The following is a 16,125-nucleotide window of genomic DNA, read 5'->3' as shown; positions in this document are numbered from 1 at the left end:
CTATTTCACCGGGGTATGCCATACATGATCAGGCAAAAAAATCTGTTGGCTCTGGGCATATTTGCTTACAACTGGTTTTTGAGTATCGAAATGGGCGTTCTAAGGCCAATTATAGACTCTATAGAGGATATTTATACAATTAAATCAATATCTTGATTAGGTCCGACCCCATAAGAATAGACCCCATAATTTTCCAGTTCCCGGATGTATCCAAAGCCCAGAATGGATGAGACCAGGCGCAGGCCTGGGCCGTGCCCGCACCAGGATAAGGGGCGTCAGCCAGGCCTGTGCACTGTAAAGCATCGCCGCCGTCGGTCCTGATATAATACGTGCCGGAATAAGCGGTCGCAATGGCTGGCGGCAAGACTGACAGAATAAAAAAACCAAGAATAATCCAGAATATATGAACAATTTTAGTCATCATTTTTTCACCCTCCAGTGTAATGAAAAATCGTTCTTAGGGCATAACGCTTTGCGGCTGTCACAGGGACATCCTCTCCCCTCGCCAGATTGAATCAGCAAAACATTATCATTTTTAGAGATGATTTGAATGGGGACAGTTTCCGAGAGTAATTTCCAGCATCAGCAAAAAAGCGTGCCTGTATGAATCCAGACCTTGAAAAGGCTGAATTGCCGCATCATGACTAGTTTTGAATATGGACGGCTATCAGAAGGCAACGTGTGGAGATAAAATTAAAACCTCTCCATATTTCTGTGAATAAGGAGTCTCTGAAAAGAAACAGCTAAGCGCCTCTCCCAGACCAAAGCCTGTGAGAGGCGGAAAGGCGGGCACTTAAGAAAGAATTTCATATTTAGGCGCTTATTGGAAATTTCAAATCAACATGTTGGGTTGTTAAAAAATCATTGCTTACATGTTTGTGGGGACAGTCCGGCACTCACTCTAAAAGGAAAAAATTGCAGTGAACTCAGAAAAATCAGTCCAAGCGAGGGACAATTCCATAGTGCTCGCAGATAAATGTCACCTGCTTTCACTTCCGGGCTGAACATCATTTCTTCATTTGCTCCAGCCTGCGTCTCAGGCCGGCTAGTTCTGCAAATGCCTCTTCCTTCTGCCGTCGTTCCTCTTCCTCTCTTGCCCTGGCTTTTTCCAACTCCTTTCTGGTAGCCTCCAGGGCCTCGGCATGGGAACGTTCCTTGCGTTTGAGCAGATCCAGGTATTCATCCTCCACGTCCATCTCTTGGCGGATGGCCCTGTTCAGGGCGGCACGGGCCAGACAGGTAATATTTCTCGGCCAGGTAGCGGCGAAAACGACTGATATCCTCACCCTTGCCTGCCTTTTGAATTTCGATGAGTACGTTCTTTCGCTCCACTTCTGCGGTCTTGATCACAGCCGAAAAGTCCAGGCGAAAGATGGTTACCCCAAGGGAGGCCACCTGAGCGGAACGTTCCCGATGCTTGAACTCCAGTTCTTCGACCTCCTGTCCGATAATGGTGGAGATGATCACCCGGGCCACAGGCAAATCATCCATCAGGTACTTGAACACGGCACTGTATATCGTGTTGGCTATGAGAATGGCATGGTTCTTCTGTTATGTTGATGGTTGGGGAAGATTTGCTTCTTCAGGCCGAAGGCCAAGCCTTTCTTGCCTCATCCCTGGCAACGACAGGGCCAATTGACTCCTACGGATGAATTCTCAAGCCATCCTGTTTGATTTTCAAAAAAAAACTGCAAAGTATCCTGCTACACCTCATCTTTGGAAAAAGGGTGTATAAAGGGTGTATTTCAAGACGCAGGTCAATCTTTCTTCTGTGTCCGCTGATCATTTTCATGTCATGATATCTGATCCCCTGAAATCTCTTTGATACCACGGCCAGGTCGATATCACTGTCGCTATGGGGCACCCCGCTTACAGCCGAACCGAACAGGTAGGCCTCTGCAACATCAATTTCTGCCTCGCGAAGCAAGTCAAGAAACAAGAGTGCTTTTTTCACTGATATATCTTTTGCAGAAGACATTTCCTTATCTCCATAATCCGGGAAAAGTTTTCAGCTGCAAAATCCTTGGTGCAAAGGGGAGCATTACCCGTCTGTAAACAGAACCATTCTGATACTGGGGACAGGCACCCCGGCACCCACTTGAGCTGTATTTTGAAATCGTATGTCTGAATTATTGCCAAGTGGGTGCCCGGAGAGGGAGCATTACGCGTTTCTGACAACCAGATAGGGGACAGTCCCGAAGGCAGGGACAGTCCCCGTTCCAAGCCATGATAAACCGCTTTTAACCCCATAAAAGATGTGACAAACACATCAATTTTTTCAGTTGTCAGAAACGCGTAATGCTCCCCCCGGAGAGCCAGTCCCCCTCCGGGCTGAAAGCCTCCGGGCAGGAAGCCGTGCCAAGTATAAAGCTTCATGCTTCGATCTAGCTTTTTAATTTAAAACTGGCAATGCTCCCGGTGCAAAGTCTTTAAAACCGTAATTTTTTATCAGAATACCTGTATTTACTTGAGTCTATTCCTTTAATTCCAGCCAATCATAATCCACCCAGCTGCTGGAGCCTGGAGATTGGCTGTACTGCCTGATCCACAGGCTGTCTCCACCGCTGAAAGCATCGCCTGGAATCACAAGCCTTGAAAGGTCACTGGCTTCAATCCAGCCGTTTCCATAGATATTGAACGAGCTAGTATCAAGATAACCTCCAATCCAGAGCTGGAGCCAGTGATTGCCGTTTTGTACATTCTCGACCTTGAACACTTCGGATGCGTAAGTATCCCGATCAATATCCAGGTTTACTGAATCTATGACCAGGTCAGATGACTGGAAGTCAACATCATGCTTTTTCCATCCGCATGCATTATTGCCAGACCAGGGTAGAACATAAAGTGTAGTATTCTCATGCTGAGCAAAATCCATCTTCAGACTGTCAAGGTCATCCACTGATATCCAGCCGTGGCCATAAGCATTGAATGCGCTTGTATTGACGTAACTTCCTAAAGCCTCCGACCCGGTCCAAAGCCTGAGCCAGGATATATTTCCGGCGGCATGAATAATATCACCGAAGCTGGTTGTACCAGAGGATGCAGGACTGACTGTCAACCCGCAATAATCTAAATAAGTCAACCAATCATCTACAGTGCCCCAGTTATGATAACGCCCCATGTATTCATAATAAACCACTCCATTATAGGTCAGCAGGGTTATGTTGTTTGATGCATAGTACCGGTAGTACATGGTATGTTCGTATTCGTCGAATACCTCAACAGGCAGGCCTGAAGGGTAAAACCATTGAGGATAAAGACTCTCAATTGTGTCAAATATCCGCTCAGCCCTTCGGAGTTCGGGCGGCTGAATATTTTGCGACCGCAGCAGATAGAAACGGCTGACATTTTCAGACAGATTGCGAGTCAGGTTTATTTTATTGTTCCCGTCAATATTAATTAAAAAAATGTTTTCACGATCTGTAAATACTATGTGCTCATTATCTGTCCAGCTAAGCGGGATCGGCCTTGGCGTTCTTAGTGATATCAATTCTTGGGAATTCAATCCGTTCGGCCAATCAACAATATTGATTCCGCTTTGGGTTTGTGTGCAAACTTCTAAGGCAACCTTGTTTCGGTCAGGATTGAGAACAGGATTCCGATCGCCAATGCTTGTGCTTGGACTGTTTCCGGGCCAGGCTGCAAATTCTTCAGTCACAAGGTTATACAAATGTATCTCATGTCGAGCTGCGTAGGCTGACCATACCTCTGTATTTGAAAACACGACAATATCATTGTCCAGCCAGATAAAAGATGATTTATGAGTTGCCCGGTTGCGTACGGCGTGGCTGCCAATAATCTTGCGAAGGTTGCTGTTATCAATCCCGATTATCCATGCCTCCTGACGATTTAGCCCTATGTCTTCCAATCCTTTTGCAAAAATGATTTCCTTGCCGTTTGGTGAAATATCAAAGTGGTCAGAAGCGCCTCCCCCACTAGGCAGATTTGTAATTTCCTGAACCATGTTGCCGGCAAAATCAATTACCCTAAGACCTCTAATCCTTTTGCCTGTTTCGTAATATGAATAAACAATGCGTTGAGTCTGCTCATGAACCTTGAAGTTGTCGACATGATATGGTGCATCCAGATGAGTCAGTTGATTTTTGGGAGTAACAAAATCGCCATCAAAGTCGGCTGTCCAGATGTTGTAGGAGCCTGACTTGTCTGATATAATAAACGAATTGTTTTCCAGTGAAACTGTCCCGTAATGTACTGTTGCCTTCTTGTCAGAAGTCATGGTGATGCTGCATGACCTTCTGGCAGCATCAGTTAAATCACACCCGGTCCAGGACGTGAAGTCCGCGCCACCGCTGGTGGCCGGTGCGGTCAGGACAATCTCAGTTCCGCTATCTATACCTGTATATATATATTCGGTAATGCCGCTGTAAGCTTCAGGATTTGCCGTGATGGACACGCTGGTAGCGCCGATGGAAGACACTGTGAGGGTATGGCCGGAAGTGGCTGAAAATGGATATTGATTTCCCTGACCTGAATTGTATAATAGTGATACTTCTAAATCACTCAGCACACGCTCCCAAATTCCAACCTCGTCAATTTTACCACGCCACTGATAGCCCCAGCCGGACGGACCGGCAGAATGAGCTCCAATAGTAAATACAGTGTTGGCATTGCCGATGCTCCCACTCAAGACATTCGATCCTACAAGTTCGCCATCTACATATATTTTGGCTGTTGCTCCATCAAACGTTGAAGCAATATGATACCATCTGTCATTTTCAAGTACAGGGGTTAAGACTCGATTGCTTTGACCGTTAGAAAGTCTGTAAAGTGCGTCAACTCTACCATCACCGACCCATCTTAAGTGATAACCATAGTTTGAAGTGTAATCTCTCCCTTTTGATATAATATTTTTATGACTGTTTGGATTATTGCTGAATATCCAAGCTGACATTGTGATAGCTGTTCCTGTAATATTCAGACTCGAATCATTTCCGCATGTTAAATAAGCACTGCTCGATCCGTTAAAATATGGACAATAATTTATTATGCCCTGATCCGAAAGAGTCGTGACCCCTGAAGCAGCTTCACAATGGTTGGTGCCATGGGAATCCAAAAGATGATTGTCCAATGTCCAGTACGATACCAATCCGCTTATCAGATTGTTGCTTAGCTCATGGTAATGGGCGGTCTTGATTTCACTGGGATTCATTCCCTCCTTATAAGCTCTGGCCTTGAGAGTTCCTGGAACTGGTACACTTATGAAACTGCCTGAGGTAATATCCCAGCTTGATTGCGTGGGTTCGCTGCCATCTGTGGTGTAGTGGATCGTGGCTCCCGGTGTGGAGCAGCTGATTGTAACGTGAACGATATTACCTTCGTGTGCCCCGCCGTCAGGATCAAAAGTCGGAGTAGCTACGGTTTCAGTTACACTGGTATAGTTTACCGTCACCGTCTTGTCCTCATCCATCGTTACCGTACACGTCCTAGTCTCAGGATCCGTCTCATCACACCCGGTCCAGGACGTGAAGATCGCATTATCCTTTGCATCCGGTGCGGTCAAGGTGATTTCCGTGTTGTTGGGGATGATTGTATGGCTGTAGTTGGTTGTTCCTCCGTAGTTGGATGGAGTCGCAGTGATGGAAACAGAGGATGCGCCGGTGGAGTTGACTGCCAGGTTGCGTGAAATTGTTGCCTCCCACTTGGCATACAGATGGACATCCTTTTCAGGCATTGAAAATGTGCTGTCAACTGGTTTAGTGATTCCATCACCTCCGGGTTTCGTGTTCCATCCAGCAAAAATGTAACCATGTTTCGCAAGGTTACCAATGTTATCAAGAACTTTTATAACATCTCCAGCTCTATAACTTTTCGCGTCAGTTGGCGGAGTTCCACTATGCTGTTCATTTCCATGATACATTACATAGTATTTGATTGGTGTAAAGAATACAGAAAAAGACAAGTTGTCATTCATATCAATAGATAACGGATTTGTTACAGAAATATCATCTGTTAAACCGCCCCATTTGAAAAATACGTATCCTTCACCAGGCAGCGCCTCAACGGTAACTGTGGATCCTTTATAGAAATTTTGCGTACATGGGAGAATGCAGGTTGCTCCATTGACAAGAACACCCCCCTCTCCTTCATTGCCTTTATTTATATTAAGTGTATAAGATCGATCAATTACTCTGATTCTTCCAAAGGTTAGATATTCAGTAGAAGATGCGTATGAATCTGTTACTATTGCAAATTCATGAGACCCAGAAGTCATTTCAGAAGTGTCGACTAAAAGCGTATTATTACTTTTTGAAAAAGAACCTTGCGGAGCTATATTCGTTGAAAAGCTTGCCCTGTTACCAATACTGGCATGATATACTTCTCTATTATTATAGTTCTTTTCGGAATTAAAATCTACAATATCTCCTTTGTAAGCAGTCTTTTCAAAACTGTCGAAGAGTGAACTCTCGTCGCTATATCCAACATTTAAATAAATAAATGGGTTAGGAATATTCCCATAGTCTGAAAACCACCAGATATGCTTGTTGTCATTTGAATGATAGGATTTGTGGCTGTCATAGTTTCCCAAAACTCCGTCAACTCTCAAAGTTGCCCTTCCGGTTGATGTATTGATACTCTCTAACCTGAATGTCTTTCCGTAGGAAGTGACTTCATAGTTGTCAGAATCCAAAATGTTAGTGATAAATTCATAACCGATAATAGTTGGTGGACTACCACTAGGCGAAACATAAATATTCACTGACTGACTGTTATTGTGTGGTGTATTATCGCAACCATTTACGGACATTGCATGAATTGTGGCTGTGTATGTCCCTTCAACAGAGAGAGATGGACATCCTTGAGGCCATGAAAATTCCATCTGTTCTGAAAAATTTGATGAATTGTAACCTGTTGAATCTGATTTTTTGCAAATATAGCTGCCAGGTCCTGTAATTGTAAATGTAACATCTGCTTGATCACTGCCCGGACCTTTATTAACTACATTGCCTCTGATTCTGTTTGATTGAGTAAAACTCATGGATGTCCTGTCAGCTCTGACAGAATCAACCTGGAAATCATATTCAGCACAATATGAGCTAATGGTGAAAGGTTTGCTTTGATCTGAATAGAATGGGTAAGTAGTGTCTTGAACACGCAACATACAGTTATTGCAAGCGGGCTCGGCTCCAGTCCAGTTATAAGTTCCAGTATTGCTGTAATTATTTTCTATGCTCGACCAGTTAAGGCCTCCATCGGTACTTAAGTCAATATTGACCTTATCACCAACATCACCTCTGTTTTCCCAGCGCAAGGGCACTGTTTCACCTACGTCAAAAATAGAACCTGCCTCAGGGTGTGTGATGAAAATGCCCGGCGTAGCTTTCTGGTTGATAACGAATAAGTGAGACTCCCAATAGCCGCTGACGGTCGACTCGACATTTATCAAGCCAGTACGCTGGAGACCTTGGCCTGGTTCAACACTGTAACGAATCGTTCCGTTTCCTTCTCCTTCTGTACCTTCATCTATGGTTACAAAACTGGGAGTCAGTGAGGTTGCTTTCCAGGATATATTTGAAGTCACTTGAATTTCCCCTGTCCCGCCAGCATTCGGAAAGTCCTTATTTTCAGGGGAGATACTGATATTATCTGGTATTAGCTGATTCACCAAAAGCCAATCATCTTCAGTTATTGCTTTCACCCCAAACCATAGATCATGTTTATGTTTTGCAACGATAATGCCTGCAAAAACCCACTCTCCATGGTCATTTTTCACCCAAACAGGTCCACCACTCATTCCATGTTCAGCAGTCGCAAACCAAACTCTAAGATAGTCGTCAAGTTGTGTATAAAATTTTCTTGTAAAAGGACCAATTTCATGCAAAGATCCATAATTAGGATAACCAAGAGCTAATTTTTCTGCATTTGATTTTAATGCATTATTACCATCAGTGTACCAATCTCCAAACAAACCATTATTAGCATCTTTATAAACCCTTCCAGCAAGGAAATCTCTTGTTAATGGAACATTAGAATCGCACTCTAAAGGATAACTATTAACATCACAGTGCTGCTCGATTAATGAAGCATAGTCAGTATAAACGCGATAATCACGAATCAGTTGTTGAAGTTCACCGTCTATTTTCCAAGTTGGAGTATCCCAATGGATAGAACCAGGATTATGAATGCTGTGTGCAGCGCTTATTATTATTCTTGGATGACCTATAACAGAACCACTATCAGACGACATTCGTCCTGTATATATATATGGCTTTTCTCCTATAAAAGAGCTATCAACTGGCTTGGGTAAGTAAATTATATCTGCATTTACTTTAAAAGGAAAACAAAATAATAATAAAAATAATGAATATGATATATTAAATATTGTTTTTTGCATTTTTCTTCCTCATATTTATAATTAATTTATATAATGTATAAAAAACTAATAACTTTTTATAAGGCTACCCTCATATGCAGCATTAACAAAAAAACTTAATCTTTCTTTTATTGTAGACAATAGATCATAATATTCAAAAAAAGTTTTGTTATTTTTCCATAATCCAATCATATTTAAAGTCAAAAAATCTATTTCAGCTTGAACCTTTAATGGGTATATGTAATCCGTCGATAAAAGCCTATGTGCATGAAATCCACTAAAATGAGGAAAGAGATCAGCAAATACTTTTTTCTCTTCAATAGTAATTTTCGAATCAAGAAAGTAGTCCTCAATTATTCTACGCAGTTCAGGCGAACGTGGGTCAGCCCTAGCCATAAGCAGTGCCCGCTGGGGTGATTGTTCACCGAACAAGTCTGAGTGTTGTGCGATTATCGGGATGGTTGCTTCACGGTCATGTTGAACCAGGTTGTCCAGGACTGTACTCGCAAGCAGGTGATGTATACTTGTGGTTTGAGATAGATCAATGAGATCTGGAATCAGCTCATATTGCTGGTTATAAACCAGGGCATCAAAGCCCTCGGCAAAACCCCCTGTCGGCGCTGCCTGCCATTTTTCATTTGATATATGTCTTTGGACTTGTTTAGAAAAATATTCGTCTGTTCCAGGATCTATCAGGCGGCCATAGTTACGAAGTGCCACAGCCCATTCATCTGCACTGCCAGATTGTTCAAAAATAATGCGAGCGTAGTCCATGGCAGCCTCGGGTGATAGCTGGCCCAGCCAATCAAGGGCTGCAACCCGTAACCAGGGATGTGAACGGAGAACTCCTCCCTGCCCAACCCTGAAGGGCATGTTGATTTCAAAGTCAATACCCGAATCCAAAAGATCTTGTATCAAGGCAACGGCCTCATCAGGAGGCAGGCTATGCAGCCAAGCAAGTGTTAGGTCCAGTACCTCCTGACGCTTTTCAGGTCTCTCCGCTGAATGAAGGGATGAATGAAGAACTGACACGAAATCAAATCTGCCTGTTTGTTCATCGAAGCCAACATCAGGTATTATTTCAACAATATTTGGCTGTTTATCAGGATATAATTCAGGTATTTTTAAAGTTGTCTCCCCAGTTGCTTGTTCAGAGTCAGGAAATTCGGGTAATTGAGTATTTTCTATTTGGGGAGCTTCAACCTTGGAGTTATCTCGAAAATACGAGGAAAAAAGTATGACGGAAAAGAAAACAAAAACTGCAAGTGCAAGATAACCCCATTTCCTGTATGATTTATCGACATGTCCAGTTATGTCAGCTGCATCGGATTTTTTATGCGCCATTTTTTCTCCATAAGGGATTAGAAAAAATATTGATATACCGCCATAGTGATGCAATGAGCTTCAAGTTAACTCCCATAGACCTTCTTGTGAGCACTAAGGGCTATCGGTATTCTAACGCTGGCTTTGCCTGCATCAATAAAGAGAAGAGTGTTTGACAGGATTAACCCAATTTAAACACCCCAAAGGCTTGCCCGGTTAACCTTCTTCCAGTTAACTGGGGGACCCCGGTTTGACGGGGCAGGCCCAGTTAAACCCTGCTTCGCAGGAAATCCTTCGGATTTGTTTAACCGGGCAGGCAGGATTAAGAGATGGATTAACAGAAAAGCATATTCATCCCGCCCCCGGTTGTATGCCCTTCGGGCTAGCTCTTCGAGCTATTCAGCTGGGCAAGCCGGAAGGCGGGCTAATGCAATCTGCGGCTTCCGGCCGATGAGTGCTTATCCTTTCAATCGTGCCTACCCTTAAATCTCTTTTCATTTAATCTGGGATGTAGAGGATTGACATATTGTTTCAGTCTGGAGACTGTCTGCCTGGCAGACCATCCCTTCCCATGCCGTCCTCTACATCATCCCTGAAGTGCATATTAAGATGCGACTGCAAAAACTCATTTTTACAGTCGCAGGAGTCAGGTGTCCCCAGTGAAACCCCTGTCTTCGACAGGGAGCCCTGCGGGCTGTTTCACGGGGCAGGCAGGAGTCAGGAGCCAGTAAAATCAAAGAGTTTATGGAGCTGATTTATTCCTGAATTATTCATTTCCCGACTTTTTGCATGTGCATCTATTAATGTTAATATCCCAGATACTTAAGCCACTCCTCAACAGTAAACCAGTAATGATAGCGGCCCTGGAAATGATAGTACACCACCCCGTCATAGGTAAGCAGGAAGATATTTCTTTCAGGATACTCCTGATAAATCATCAGGTGTTCATATCTGTCAGAGGTTCTGATGCCAGTGCCTGAAAAAAACCATTCCGGATAAAGACGTTCCGCTTCAGCAAATATCAGCTCTGCTTTTTCCATTAATGATCCAGTTTTCGACTTTCCCGCACGCACAGCACGGACGTAGAAGCTGGCTGACTTACTGCTGTAGAGGTCCACTTGGCCGTTGCGAAAGTTGACGAGCCACGCACGGTGTGTATCAAGGGGGTGGTAAGCATTGGTAGTAGACGACCAATAACTGGACGATACACTTGCAAACACTGGATCAATGGTCATATTGATCTGTGTATAATCCACCAGCGAATGCAATTCGTTCCTGTTTGGCAGACGCCAATCGCTATAACCGGCCCAGTTCAAATTTTCGGCTGCTTCCAAAGCTTGTTGCCATGTTCTGGTAACTGCGTCACCCGTGCACTGGCCATCATTCCAGGTCTGGCCATAACTGCAATTTTGCCACATCAAGCCCGTGGCCATATCCGTCACCGTGCCATCGCCATGATCCACCAAGTTCTGCTGGGGGGGAGGCCCGGCACGCACTGCACGAACGTGCCCGCTGCCCAATTTATAGAGGCATCTCACGACGCTGCTGTTGAAGTCGACTCGCAACGCGCGGTGATCGTTTGGAAAGGGGTAGCCAGTAGACGACCAATAACCGGACGACAAATTCTTAGGAAACCATGCAGCATTGAATAAAGGCGGTCCTATCGCGTTGGCCAGGGAGGACAGTTCTTTGATATCAGGCAGACGCCAATCCGAAAAACCGCCGAAGCTGGAGCTGTTCAGCCCAGCGATGAACACTCCCTTAGCGTTTTGCCAGTTGTAAGTATCGTTTTTGCTGGCATTGGTCTTCACTTCCCAGATCAGACCTGTGACATTGTCCCTGGTCATGATCCATTGACCCCCGTCGTCCACGTGCAGGGCATCATCTGTCAGTATTGTGCCCCCTTGCCCCAGCTTGGTGTAAGACCTGGGCAGGCGTGGCTGATATTGAGCATCCTGGCCGTAGAAGTCCTGGCCGGGGGATGGGCAGGTAATTTCTAGTTCGTTATCGTAGCATTTAGTCTGGCCCGTGTCCGGGAAGGGGTAATATGTGCTGGCCTGGGCGTGGGTGGAGAGTGTCAGGGCGGCAAGAAAATGGAACAGGAAAAGGAACAGGAACATGGCCTGGGATTTGGCGGCGATATTGGCGTTTTTCATGGGACGGTCCTTGGGTGGTTGTTACTTATCTGTTATCAGTTATTTTCTCTAAGTATTCTCACTTTTGAGCGAGTAAGTTTCTCTGCCTTTCGAATAGGTCTGTGGAAAAGGTAATAATGAAAAGGGCATGGCATGGGGACTGTCCCCGGCTTCGGGACGGGAGCATTACGCGTTTTTGACAACCAGGATGGGGACAGTCCCGAAGCCAGGGACAGTCCCCGTGCTAATCCGTCATTACTGGGTTTGATCCATCTGTAGCTACAACAGACTATAATTCAGTTCCAGTTGTCAAAAACGCGTAATGCTCCCCTTCGGGACTGTCCCCAACCAGTTTTCAAAAAATGCGTAATGCTTCCATGTGAAATGCTGATAAGGTTAAAAGACTAATTTTTACTGATTGTCAACAAAAAAAGATAAAGCTCTGGCTTGTTAAGCGGCGGGCCGGACCTCTCTCAGTGGATGGCATTAGTTCTGCCGTAAAATCATTTTTTGCAACTGAGCTTCCGGAGATAATCAAAAAAAAAGCTATCAAAATTGGATTCTGGCTGACAGATGCCAATAATGCATTAAAAGACTGTCCAGGGGGATGTAGAGGATTGACATATTGTTTCAGGCTGGAGACTGCCTGGCTGGTAGATCAGCCCTTCCCATGCCGTCCTCTACATCATCCCTGAAGTGCATATTAAGATGCGACTGCAAAAACTCATTTTTACAGTCTCAGGAGTCAGGTGTCAGGAGTCAGGAGCCAGTAAAATCAAAGAGTTTATGGAGCTGATTTATTCCTGAATTATTCATTTCCCGACTTTTTGCATATGCATCTATTAATGTTAATATCCCAGATACTTAAGCCACTCCTCAACCGTAAACCAGTAATGATAGCGGTTCAGGAAATGGTAGTACACCACCCCGTCATAGGTAAGCAGGAAGATATTTCTTTCAGGATAATGCTGATAAATCATCAGATGTTCATATCTGTCAGATGTTCTGATGCCAGTGCCTGAAAAAAACCATTCAGGGTAAAGACGTTCCGCTTCAGCAAATATCAGCCCTGCTTTTTCCATGTCTGTAAGGCCACGTTCAACCGTGCACCCATTGCCACCTGCACGCCATTCACTGTCCCCGTATCCTTCCTTGGTAGCCTTGACCCGGTAGTAATAGGTTCCGTCTGTCTTATTGGTGATGGAGGCACTCAAATTGCTGCCATTGTAGGCGATACGCAGATCGGAAGTGAAACTGGAATTGGTTGCCTCTTCCAGGACATATGTCACACCACTTGTGCTGGAGCTGCCCCAGTCAATGTTGTAATTGCCGGTATCACTACTTGTTGGAACCTGGATGAATGAAGGGGGCTCGACTGCAGACGCTCTGACGGAGAGCCAGGGGTAACCGTCATTTTGGGTGTAATCTGCATCAGAAGCCCAGACAGCAGCAAAGTCCCAATCAACAAATGTGTCTGAAGAGTATGGATAGGTCATCTGATCCGTGGTTCGCCCCTCCACGCCATCCTTGCCCACTGCGCCAGACTGACCTGTGGTCTGCGTATCCCAATAGTTGTCGGCGAATGTTGGAAAATGTCCAGGATCTCCAATAAAACCGCCGACATTGTCGCCGGTTCCTGATACGGTGCCTGTGCTGAAGGATCGACTTATTGTCCCCCGAGTAGCGCTGCCAATCAACCCGCCGACCCGTTCAACACCGCTGACCGAGGCCCTGCTATAGGTATCAGCAAGCGTGCTGGCCGTAGATCCCAAATCTCCGATTAACCCACCGACCCGCTGCTCTCCCTGGACGCTTCCAGTGGCAAAGGCCAGGGTAATATTGGTATCCTGAATTCTTCCCACCAGTCCGCCAACTTCGTTTACCCCTTTTACGGTAGATGCGCTGGAGACCCGGGTTAGAGAGTCACGAGGAGTATAATACCCACCGTCAGTTCGACCAATCAATCCTCCAATCCTGGAACCAGTGCTTATAACCTGTCCGGCTACCGAGATATTATCAACAATAGCATTGGACCACATCCTTCCGGCCAGGATCGCACAGTCAGATCCACAGCGAACATCGGCGTCTGCCAGGTGAACATTCTCAATGGCGGCCCCTTCAGCACTGCCGAAAAGGCCGCGCTGGTCTGCCCGACCATTGATCACCAGGTTGCGGAGAGTGTAGCCTCCACCGTCAAAGGTGCCGGTAAATGTACTGAACCCCGACTGCCACCGGCCAACCGGGTTCCACCCACGGCCATGATTCCAGATCACGGTGGATTCCAGATCAAGGTCGTTGGCCAGACGGTAGCTTGCCGTCAGATCATGGTGCATGGCAGCCAGCTCATGGATGGTGGTAATGATGTATGGGTCTTCAGGTGTGCCTGATCCATCGAGATCGGCCAAATCAACAGCCTGTTGTGAAGCATATTGGCTCAGGTCCCGAAAAACCGGATACCCCCTACCTTCATCAATTGTCCAGACAAGCCTGAAATTGTAGTGCTCGTAGGTGTCCTGCTGCTGCATCTGAGCCGTGGTTTTCCCGGTAACACCGGTTCCGGCGCTTTCTTGTTGATTGGAACTCTCCACATCCCAGTAACAATCGTGGGTTCTCGCTCCCCAACCAGTTGACCCGACAAAACCACCCACATTATCTCCGGTTCCACTAACCAGGCCAGTGCTGTAAACGCGGTGAAATTCTCCGCTATAGCTAACTCCAATTATCCCGCCGACATGATCTGCTCCGCTGACAGAGGCTCTGCTGTAGGAATCGGTGAACAGGGGCCAAAGTTCGCTGGTGCCGCCCACAAGACCACCGACGCGATGGTAGCCCTGAACCTCCCCTGTTACAGAGGCATAACGAATGGCCGATTTTCCGCCCAATTCTACAACGCCACCGATTGAACCTACCAGACCTCCAGTATAATTTGTTCCTTCCACAGTAACATCAACAGAAACATTCATAAGATTACCGCCGGCAAAAAAACCAAGCAGTCCTCCAACGTCTCTGTCCCCAGCAACAGAGCCGGAGACTGATACATTTTCAATTATTACTCCCCCGGCAGCGCCAGACAGGATACCGATAGAATGCGTCGGCCATCCTCCTTCTCTAAATACTTTGATATCCGCATTTTCTATATTGACATTTTTTACCACAGCCCCTCTCACATAGCCAAATAATCCCTGGTAATTTAAGATAGGATTTCTAGTAAACGAGTTATCCCCTGCCCGGTTGATAAAGAGATTGGATATTGTATAACCACCCCCGTCATAACTACCGGTAAAATATTGATCGTCTTCATAAGTCCCTATGGGCGTCCATCCTGTACCAGAACTCCAGGGTGCAACACCAAGGTCGATGTCCGCGGTCTGAAGGAAATGAGCGTCCAGGTGATCCCGGACGTTGTTTAGATGCTCGGCCGTGGCCACCAGGTAGGGATCTTCCTCAGCACCTGTTCCGCCGGCAAACTCAGCCCAGGCAATGGCCGCCGGAATCAGGCACATTGCAAGAATAAAAGTTATCCCAAGAAACAGCCGTCTCATGCAACAAGTACACTCATGTTCTGAGTGACTCCTGCCAGGAAAATGATCAGCAACAGTAAACATAAAAACACCTCCATAGTTATAGATTATTTCACATGAATTAAAAACCAAAAAGATATCATTTTGCCTTTAAGTTATTAATTAGGCGTTTATTGGATATTTCAAACAATCATGTTGGTCTTTAAAAATACTTGCTTTTATGTTTGTGGGGCTGTAGGCCTCCGGGCAGGAAGCCGTGCTCATGGGGAGCATTACGCGTTTCTGACAACTGAAAAAATTGATGTGTTTGTCACATCTTTTATGGGGTTAAAAGCGGTTTATCATGGCTTGGAACGGCTTCCTGCCCGGAGGCTTACAGCCCGGAGGGGGACTGTCCCTGGCTTCGGGACTGTCCCTTATGTTGCGAGTTTGTATAATCCCTTGACAGACATGTAAATAGCTTGATTTTTGGCTTGTTCTTGTATCCTCAATGATAACAGCTGGATACAAGAACAGGCAGCATAATTTTTTTTAAGAGGCAACATAATTTTTATCGCCAGCATGAACTCTACTTAAGCTTGGCAGAGCCTGTACTTAAGCCTTACAGGCTATCCAGCCAGTTTAGAGTTTCCTGCTCGTTTTCCCAGTTGATCAGCTCATCAAGCTTTTCGTCTTTAATCTGATTTTGGGTGTATTCAATGAACTTTTTTTGCAACTCCTTTTTTCTGGTCAGGTCCAGCTTGAGGTAGACCATGGTGGATTGAAGATTTTCATGGCCAAGATGGTTTTTGATATCGGTCAGGCTGAAGCCCGA

General features: G+C 45.5%; 8 protein-coding genes and 1 pseudogene. All 9 read right to left on the bottom strand.

Translation table 11 applies throughout. The features are described from left to right. Positions 1-139: 139 nt before the first annotated feature. Positions 140-424, bottom strand: a complete 285-nt coding sequence (locus LZ23_RS09510) for a hypothetical protein (RefSeq protein ID WP_045213655.1) — start codon at positions 422-424, stop codon at positions 140-142. A 583-nt stretch (positions 425-1,007) separates the two neighbouring features. Next, positions 1,008-1,190 (bottom strand): hypothetical protein, encoded by a 183-nt coding sequence (locus LZ23_RS09505; protein ID WP_045213653.1) that lies wholly within the window; start codon positions 1,188-1,190, stop codon positions 1,008-1,010. After that, positions 1,180-1,491: a hypothetical protein gene (locus LZ23_RS09500; protein ID WP_045213652.1), complete on the bottom strand. Its 312-nt coding sequence runs from the start codon at positions 1,489-1,491 to the stop codon at positions 1,180-1,182. Before LZ23_RS09500 ends, LZ23_RS09505 begins: the two co-directional genes overlap by 11 nt. A 151-nt stretch (positions 1,492-1,642) precedes the next feature. Continuing rightward, positions 1,643-1,978: a nucleotidyltransferase domain-containing protein gene (locus tag LZ23_RS09495; protein ID WP_052507271.1), complete on the bottom strand. Its 336-nt coding sequence runs from the start codon at positions 1,976-1,978 to the stop codon at positions 1,643-1,645. A gap of 495 nt (positions 1,979-2,473) precedes the next feature. Further along, a complete protein-coding gene (locus LZ23_RS09485) occupies positions 2,474-8,206 on the bottom strand; it encodes a LamG-like jellyroll fold domain-containing protein (RefSeq protein WP_198145950.1) in 5,733 nt (1,910 codons plus the stop codon). A gap of 192 nt (positions 8,207-8,398) precedes the next feature. Continuing rightward, complete coding sequence (locus tag LZ23_RS09480; protein WP_045213647.1) at positions 8,399-9,676, bottom strand: hypothetical protein; 1,278 nt, start codon at positions 9,674-9,676, stop codon at positions 8,399-8,401. Between the two features lie 785 nt (positions 9,677-10,461). Beyond that, positions 10,462-11,811 (bottom strand): Lcl C-terminal domain-containing protein, encoded by a 1,350-nt coding sequence (locus LZ23_RS09465; protein ID WP_045213642.1) that lies wholly within the window; start codon positions 11,809-11,811, stop codon positions 10,462-10,464. 827 nt (positions 11,812-12,638) lie between these two features. Further along, on the bottom strand, positions 12,639-15,332 hold the full coding sequence (locus tag LZ23_RS09455) for a M26 family metallopeptidase (RefSeq protein ID WP_232300452.1): 2,694 nt from the start codon (positions 15,330-15,332) through the stop codon (positions 12,639-12,641). Between the two features lie 580 nt (positions 15,333-15,912). Beyond that, a pseudogene (locus LZ23_RS24595) lies at positions 15,913-16,125 on the bottom strand (integrase); the annotation flags it as partial.

Origin of the sequence: Desulfonatronovibrio magnus (assembly GCF_000934755.1) — a bacterium.
Lineage (GTDB): Bacteria > Desulfobacterota > Desulfovibrionia > Desulfovibrionales > Desulfonatronovibrionaceae > Desulfonatronovibrio > Desulfonatronovibrio magnus.
This window is presented reverse-complemented; position numbering and strand designations above follow the sequence as displayed.

Excerpts from the sequence above, each read along its gene's own strand:
- LZ23_RS09495 (WP_052507271.1), bottom strand. The coding sequence starts at position 1,978 with ATGTCTTCTGCAAAAGATATATCAGTGAAAAAAGCACTCTTGTTTCTT.
- LZ23_RS09500 (WP_045213652.1), bottom strand. The coding sequence starts at position 1,491 with ATGGATGATTTGCCTGTGGCCCGGGTGATCATCTCCACCATTATCGGA.
- LZ23_RS09485 (WP_198145950.1), bottom strand. The coding sequence starts at position 8,206 with ATGTCGTCTGATAGTGGTTCTGTTATAGGTCATCCAAGAATAATAATA.
- LZ23_RS09510 (WP_045213655.1), bottom strand. The coding sequence starts at position 424 with ATGATGACTAAAATTGTTCATATATTCTGGATTATTCTTGGTTTTTTT.
- LZ23_RS09480 (WP_045213647.1), bottom strand. The coding sequence starts at position 9,676 with ATGGCGCATAAAAAATCCGATGCAGCTGACATAACTGGACATGTCGAT.
- LZ23_RS09455 (WP_232300452.1), bottom strand. The coding sequence starts at position 15,332 with ATGAGACGGCTGTTTCTTGGGATAACTTTTATTCTTGCAATGTGCCTG.
- LZ23_RS09465 (WP_045213642.1), bottom strand. The coding sequence starts at position 11,811 with ATGAAAAACGCCAATATCGCCGCCAAATCCCAGGCCATGTTCCTGTTC.